Source organism: Moraxella equi, assembly GCF_002027555.1.
Taxonomy (GTDB): Bacteria; Pseudomonadota; Gammaproteobacteria; order Pseudomonadales; family Moraxellaceae; genus Moraxella; species Moraxella equi.
The window spans coordinates 1-7,267 of the sequence record NZ_MXAP01000018.1; the positions used below are offsets into that span (position 1 = coordinate 1).

6 protein-coding genes are annotated in these 7,267 nt (G+C 44.4%); all 6 read right to left on the minus strand.

The genetic code is table 11. The features are described 5' to 3' along the window. Positions 1–200: 200 nt before the first annotated feature. Complete coding sequence (gene purB / locus B5J93_RS01700) at positions 201–1,598, minus strand: adenylosuccinate lyase (RefSeq protein WP_079324136.1); 1,398 nt, start codon at positions 1,596–1,598, stop codon at positions 201–203. A gap of 86 nt (positions 1,599–1,684) precedes the next feature. Then, entirely contained in the window at positions 1,685–2,815 is a 1,131-nt protein-coding gene (locus B5J93_RS01705) for a L,D-transpeptidase family protein (RefSeq protein WP_158080660.1), read from the minus strand. A 109-nt stretch (positions 2,816–2,924) separates the two neighbouring features. After that, complete coding sequence (locus tag B5J93_RS01710; protein WP_079324138.1) at positions 2,925–3,929, minus strand: hypothetical protein; 1,005 nt, start codon at positions 3,927–3,929, stop codon at positions 2,925–2,927. Between the two features lie 450 nt (positions 3,930–4,379). Then, positions 4,380–5,087, minus strand: a complete 708-nt coding sequence (locus tag B5J93_RS01715) for a Smr/MutS family protein (protein WP_079324139.1) — start codon at positions 5,085–5,087, stop codon at positions 4,380–4,382. Positions 5,088–5,134: 47 nt separating this feature from the next. Beyond that, on the minus strand, positions 5,135–5,779 hold the full coding sequence (locus B5J93_RS01720; RefSeq protein WP_079324140.1) for a DedA family protein: 645 nt from the start codon (positions 5,777–5,779) through the stop codon (positions 5,135–5,137). Positions 5,780–6,205: 426 nt separating this feature from the next. After that, the gene (locus tag B5J93_RS01725) at positions 6,206–7,048 is read right to left on the minus strand and encodes a hypothetical protein (RefSeq protein ID WP_079324141.1); all 843 of its coding nucleotides are present in this window, start codon (positions 7,046–7,048) and stop codon (positions 6,206–6,208) included. Positions 7,049–7,267: the final 219 nt, after the last annotated feature.

Below are 7,267 nucleotides of genomic sequence, written 5' to 3' on the forward strand. Positions count from 1 at the left end.
TGGGTTCGGTTGGTATAGCAAATTCTATTCAAAACACAACAAAGGTTTTTCCTTTCATGGTGAGCTTGTCGAACCATGATAAGGAAAAACCGTTACCCTTTGACAAGCTCAGGGTGAACGGTTTTTGTATAATTTTGATGTGAATTGAGTATAAAAGGCGATCATGTTTTTGACCGCCTTTTTAATGCAAATTATTTTAGTTACTTCAAATAATCCTTCAACGCCTTCGCCTGTTTATCGGCATTACCGATATAGGTGGCAGGGGTCAGCTCGGCTAGGCGTGTACGCTCATCGGCAGGGACGGCAGACAGCTCATCGCCATTGACAAAACCTACCATCATCTCACGGGTCATCGCTTGTCCACGAGTCAGAGCCTTTAATTTTTCATAAGGTTTTTCTACGTTGTAGCGTCTCATCACGGTTTGGATAGGCTCGGCAAGCACTTCTTGGGCATTATCCAAATCTTCGGCTAGGCGGTCAGTATTGATTTCTAATTTGCTAATGCCTTTTAGGCACGCTTCAAAAGCAATCAAACTTTGGGCAAAACCCACGCCCATATTACGAAGCACCGTTGAGTCGGTCAAATCTCGTTGCCAACGGCTAATCGGTAATTTTTCGCCAAGGTGAGCCAGCACCGCATTTGCCAAGCCAAGGTTGCCTTCGGAATTTTCAAAATCAATGGGGTTTACCTTGTGAGGCATGGTGGAGCTACCCACTTCGCCGTCTTTTAGTTTTTGCTTGAAGTAACCAAGCGAGATATAACCCCACACATCACGGTTAAAATCAATCAAAATCGTGTTAAAACGGCGTAACGCGTCAAACAGCTCCGCCATATAATCGTGCGGTTCAATCTGCGTGGTATAAGGGTTAAAGGTCAAATCCAGACTTTCCACAAAACCTTGGGAGTGTTTTGCCCAGTCAATGTTGGGATAAGCGGACAGGTGGGCGTTGTAGTTGCCGACCGCTCCGTTGATTTTACCAAGCAGTTCTACATTTTTGAACTGCTTTAATTGGCGGTGCAAGCGGTAGGCGACATTTGCCATTTCCTTGCCAAGCGTGGTGGGGCTTGCGGTCTGTCCGTGCGTGCGAGAGAGCATGGGCGTGTCGGCATAGTTGTCAGCAAGTTTGGCAATCTCATCAATGATGGTTTGCATAGACTGGGCTAGCACATCACGACCTGATTTTAGCATCAGAGCGTGCGATAGGTTGTTAATATCCTCGGACGTACAGGCAAAATGGATAAACTCGCCAGCACTGGCAAGCTCATCAATATCGGCAATTTGCTCTTTTAAAAAATACTCTACCGCTTTGACATCGTGATTGGTGGTGCGTTCTATCTCTTTGATTCGTAAGGCGTTTTGTTCGCTAAAATTGGCAACAATGGCATTTAGCTTGTCGTTGGTGGATTGGCTAAATGGCGTGATTTCGCTGATTTCGGGGTGGTTTGCCAAGGCTTGTAACCAGCGAATCTCAACGGTTACACGGGCGTGAATGAGTCCAAACTCGGACAGGTAAGGACGCAAGGTGTTGCATTTGGACGCATAACGACCGTCAAGGGGGGATAGGGCGGTCAAGGCAGAAAAAGACAGCTCGGACATGGGATTTTCCTTTAACGATGAACGGGTTTAAATGGATTTGGATTTGACAACAAAAGCCCACAAATCACTTGTGGGCTAATACGGGATTACTTAATATCAACGGTCACGCCTTCTTGGACGTTGGCATACAGCTCTAACACGTCCCAGTTGGACAGACCGATAGAGCCAATCGGGGCAGGCTGTCCGATAATCTCAGGGTTGCTCACGCCATGAATGCCATAACCTGCCTTGTCTAGGCTCATCCATACCACGCCAACGGGGCTGTTAGCACCGGGGGGTAGGATAAAGGTTTGTTTGCTGTCGCCTTTGGTGACGGTGGCACGATAGTGGGGCATTTTAACCTTGCTGTTTAGGCTATAAACGCCTTTTTCGACAGGTTTTTTGCTGTTGCCGATGGTGGCAGGGTAGCTTGCCATGAGCGTGTCGCCTTGGTAGGCGGTGACGGTGTTGGTTGCGGTGTTGGCGATGATTTTGTCAAAACCGCCTTCAAAGGCATCTTTGGTATTGACCACGGTAATGCTCTCGCCTGCCACGAATTTTTTGTTGGGGTTGATTTTGGTGAGATAGTCGATACGCATGTGAAAGCGTTCGGCAAGTTTTTCTTGAATGCTCTCATAGCCTAGGTCGCTAAGTTTTGAGCGGGCTTCGACACTGCTTGGTAATTTGCCAAACTTGGTGATGTCATCTTTGGTGATGGTGTAGCTGACCAGTACGTCATCCGCCCCCACGCTTAGAGCGTCCCATGTTTCTTGGTTCATCTTGCCAGTGGCGGGCAGATTTTTCATGCGTTGGAAGTTGGCAAGGGCGTTCTTGCTGTTATTGCCCCAACCGCCATCAATCGCCCCGACAGACGCATGGTGCTGGTCTAGCAGTGCCTGAATCTTGACAGTCATGGCACTATTGACTTTCATGTTGGGCGACCATGTGGACTCGTTTACGGTCTTGGCATATTCGGACAAATCCACTTTGGTGTAGCGTTTGCCTGACTTTTCAAGGCTTTTGATGGTGGCGGTGTCGCTACTGGTTTTTTTGGTGTCAATCTGACTGGTGGTGTCGCTGTCATCGGTGGTCAGCAACGTAGGGTCAAAGGTGTTTTTTGTCCCCGATTGGGTGGTTTTAACATCAAGCTGGGCAAAGGCGGTCGTACCACAGATGGCAAGTGTGGACAGTGCCAATGTGGTGAGTTTTTTAGAACAGGACTTTTTAAAATAAAACATGGTAAATCTCATTTTATAAACAAAAAACACCGCTTATTATGCGTGAAAATGACACAAATGACAAGGGCGGACAAGTAGGATTGTTGTAAATTTTGTATCGCCAATCCGCTTAAAACACCATTTCTAAGCGATTAAACACCCCCAAATGATGGTCTCGGTCTTGGTTTTTGTCATTATAATAACTGATGTCCGTCTGCACAAACAGCCATTTTCGCCATACAGGTTGGCGATAGCTGACATAAGGACCATAAATGTCGAGCTCAAACTTCTTGTCTGCGACATCGCCCCCTGTATAAATGCCATAGCTAAACGCCCGTGTGCCGTGCTTGCCGTCTAGGTAGTGCTGTTGGTACAAGCTGTTACTCCATGCGGTCTCCTCGGTGTCTTTGTGGGCATAGGATAGGTGCGTGCGATTGACGAGCGTGCGGTGCTTGGACTGGGGCTGGCTAAATTCAAGCGTGGATAGGGCATAATGCTCGCTCTTGGTGCCGTAGCGATACATCTGTTCAAAGCGGGCGTTAATGCGGTGGTCAAGCTCCCATTTTTTCTCGGCTCGCAGTTTAAGATATAGATCACTAGACCGCAGACCAATGTCGGCATCCGTCTCTATGCCGATGTCGTCTTGGAATTTTGACCAACGCAGAGCCAGCGATGTGTTGTCTTCACGACTTTGACGGCGGTCAAAGGTGCTGTCGCCATAAGTGACGGCACGTCCATCATTATAGATACCGCCCCCTTGCTCCAAGTCCAAATCGTCATCACCAATCATCACGCTTAGGCGATTTTCAAGTGTTGGCAATTTGATACGTCCACGAATACGGGGCTTGACGGTCGTGCCATCATATTCATTATAATGCGTGTCAAGCATTAAACGGATGGACGCACGAGCAGGTTCATTAGGGTCGGTCTCGCCAAACCAGCTGTCCATGTGTCGTGCGGTGCGATTGAGCCAACCTTTGGTGTCGTTTCGGGTGTCATCAAGCCATGTGTTGTTCTCAGGTTCTAGGTTGGGGCTGTCCGTGTCTGATGTCATGGTGTCATTGGCATGAGCAAAGGCAGGCAGGGCAAAACAGGTCAGCAAGCACAAAGCGGAGCGAGAGATGATGGGTAACATAAAAACACCAAGTTGTCAAAATTTATCCAAATCATATCATATTATTGCTAGGACGTGTTAAACATTGATAACATTTTAAATCAATTTTTGCATGAAAAATGGCTATCCGACCACTTAATTTAAAAAGTTATACTCAACCAACTTGATATTTACCACGGGTTTGTGGGGGTTGGCTCTGCACAGCCTTTGATGATATTACTATACAAGGCGTGCTCAGCACGCCCCTACGTCCACACATCATTGTATTTGTAGTAATTTTAAAGTTTCTTGGGTGTAAGGTAAAATTCTTAAAATTTATACAATTAAGTGGTCGGATTGTTTTTCATAATAAACACTTGCTTGATAGAAAACTCACAACCTTTGTTTTTCCCTTGAAAAACGTGCGATTTCCCTGCTTTTTCCAATAGGCGTTTTTCATTGTAAATACCAAAGGCAGGCACGCCCTAAAATTTAACCGAGTTTCTTTTTCTTAATCAACACCAGCACCGCTCCATTACCGCCATCACCCGCAGGGGCAGAGACAAACGCCATGACATCGCCGATTTGGCGTAACCAGCCATTGACACAGGTTTTGATGATGGCATCTGTGCCTTTGCCGTGGACGATTTTGACCACGGTTTCGCCATGGTTGACCGCATTGGTGATGATGGTTTGGACGGCATCTCGGGCTTCATCAATGCTTGAGCCGTGTAAATCTACCGCATCATACCAACGCAGTTTGCCTTGTCTTAGCTGTTCAAAGACTTTATTTTGCAAAGTGGGGTGTTTGTAGCTCAAAAACGCTTCGCCCGCCACGGGGTTTAGTAGGGCTTGCATGTCGGATAAACTGGCTTGGGTTGGCTCATCGCCTCCTTCGGCATTGGCACGGCGAAATAGGGCGGTGGGGTCTTTGGGGTCGGTTTTTTGGGCGTGATTGACCGACTTTTCATGTTTTAGGGGGCGGACACCGCTCATCGCTTGCATGAACAGGACTTTGTCGTCATCGATGAGTTCACTGCCAAAGCGTTTGACGTGCTGGGCGACTTCTTTTTTGTCCATGACATTGGTACTGGTAGGTTTGCCGTTACTGTCGGTCTCGGGCTTGGTGGATGATTTACCGCCCATTTCTTTGAGTTGGGTTTGGGCGTCTTTGGAGAGTAAGTCTTTAAATGTAGTCATGATGATGCCTGTCGCTAATAGATGAGTGATTAAAAATAGATGAGTGATTAAGCCATGGGCTTGATTTTTTGCTTGATAAAGCTGATGACAATCGGCAACACGCTAAACCCGATAATGCCAAAAATCACATAAGTAAAATTATCCTTGATGACGGGCTGATTGCCAAAAAAATAGCCAAGCAGAACAAAGGATGTAATCCATAAAAATCCACCAATGACGTTATAACTGATAAACCGCTTATAATTCATAGTTCCTGCCCCTGCCACAAAGGGGGCAAAGGTGCGAGCAAAAGGCAAAAAGCGGGCGAAAATGACCGTTTTGCCACCGTGTTTTTCAAAAAATGCTTGGGTTTTAAATAGGTATTCTTTGTTAATAAAACGGTAGTTTTTTTCAAACACCTTTGGACCGATGTATTTGCCAATGTGGTAGTTTAGGGTATCGCCAAGCACCGCCGCCACAAACAATAGAGCGATCAGCAGGGCAGGGTTTAGCTCGCCTGTAAATGCCGCCAATGCCCCCACTGCAAAGAGTAAACTGTCCCCCGGCAGAAAAGGCATGACCACCAAGCCCGTCTCCACAAAAATAATCAAAAACAAAATGCCATAAATCCACAAGCCATAATCCGCCAAAAATACGGCTAAATGCTCATCAATATGTAAAATAAAATCAAAAAGTTGTAAAATGATGTCCATGTGGGCAGACCATGAAAAGGGAATAAAAGCGGATAATTATAACATATTTTGGTGTAGCATTGGTATTTTGTACTGAACAAATGTAAAAAGCTGGATTAAAATCATTATGACAACATAGAGTGTATAACAATTGTTTTGATGAGTTGTGTCAAATTTTAGGGTTGATGGGTGCATTTATACCAAAGGAGCTTTAAAAGTGATTTAAACAAATCATTACACTATATAGATAAAATTGTGATTTGCTCCTACAAAATCGTATTAATTTTTTGGTTTAGTTGGTTTATGGAGATATGGCTTTTAAATTTGTGCGGTGTGGCTAAACCAAAATTCCCCAATCTAAACAATGTGTCATATCATTGATGGATGGGGAAATTTTGAGTTTTGTTGGTTTTAATGTCATTGAGATGACAATATCGCAAGTGGCACTTAAAATGAATATTGCAATTTAAAACCGACCTCGTTAGTTTGGTTTTTGGGCTCGCTATAGGTTGCTACACCTGAATCGCCGTTTTCATCAGTTTCAACACGTTCAAAAGTACTAGAAGTGGGGACACGCCAACCACGATAATAAGGAGTATAACTGATTTTGGTTTGATTAGAAAATTGTTTGCTGATGGGTAATTCTATTTCAAAGCCACGAGCATTGTGTTGTTTTAAGGTGATGGTGCCATCACTCAAATAAGAGTATTGGCGACCGTAAATGCCTTGATTGTAAGCGATTTTTGGTGCAAATTCAAATCCATGAGCAAGCCCCACTTTTGCACCCAAGCTTATTTGTGTGTAGGCGGTTTTGTTTTTTCTATTGTAATCCTCTGAATCTATGCGAGCACTTAAATCTTGTAAAACACGGTATCCCAAGCCAGACTCACCAATAATGCTGACATTGGGGCGAATCGATTTTTCATAAACATATAATGAACGAATATCATAAGAGCGACGAGGTGCACCTTTTTGATGAACTGAACCGTAGGGGGTGCCTTCAGGGTTTTCTGAACTGGGATTCTCTCCGCCTGTATAATCAACTTTACCTTTGGCGTATCTACCTTCTATTTTGATGGCATCTTTTTCATTAAAATGGTATTTGATAGAGCCGTTAAATGCGTTTAAGTTTCCTTGTTGTTGCATGAAACGTTCGCCGTTTTCATATTCTCGGTAGGTTTCCTGATAACGCTCAACACCCAAACTGACCTCGACTGGGTTTTTTGCTTGTGTCAAGGATGTGTATAATGCCCCACTTGCAATGAGGGCGATGGTTGTAATTTTTTGCATGGTTTACCCCACAATTGGATGAATAAAAAGAGTTGTTGGGGCGTGTTTAACGAGGTTATTTGATGAATTTAAAATAAATTATTGATAATAAAATCATTTTTTTATTGTAAATGTCAAAATAATAATACATGCCCCGATGTGGTTGTGTTTTTGGAATGAATAAAACATAACCTTATTATTAGTGTGGAATATTATAGCATAATATACCAACCGAACTTA

Bases quoted from the DNA above. Each gene is read 5' to 3' on its own strand.
- B5J93_RS01720 (WP_079324140.1), bottom strand. From the start codon at position 5,779: ATGGACATCATTTTACAACTTTTTGATTTTATTTTACATATTGATGAG.
- B5J93_RS01725 (WP_079324141.1), bottom strand. From the start codon at position 7,048: ATGCAAAAAATTACAACCATCGCCCTCATTGCAAGTGGGGCATTATAC.
- B5J93_RS01710 (WP_079324138.1), bottom strand. From the start codon at position 3,929: ATGTTACCCATCATCTCTCGCTCCGCTTTGTGCTTGCTGACCTGTTTT.
- B5J93_RS01715 (WP_079324139.1), bottom strand. From the start codon at position 5,087: ATGACTACATTTAAAGACTTACTCTCCAAAGACGCCCAAACCCAACTC.
- purB (WP_079324136.1), bottom strand. From the start codon at position 1,598: ATGTCCGAGCTGTCTTTTTCTGCCTTGACCGCCCTATCCCCCCTTGAC.
- B5J93_RS01705 (WP_158080660.1), bottom strand. From the start codon at position 2,815: ATGTTTTATTTTAAAAAGTCCTGTTCTAAAAAACTCACCACATTGGCA.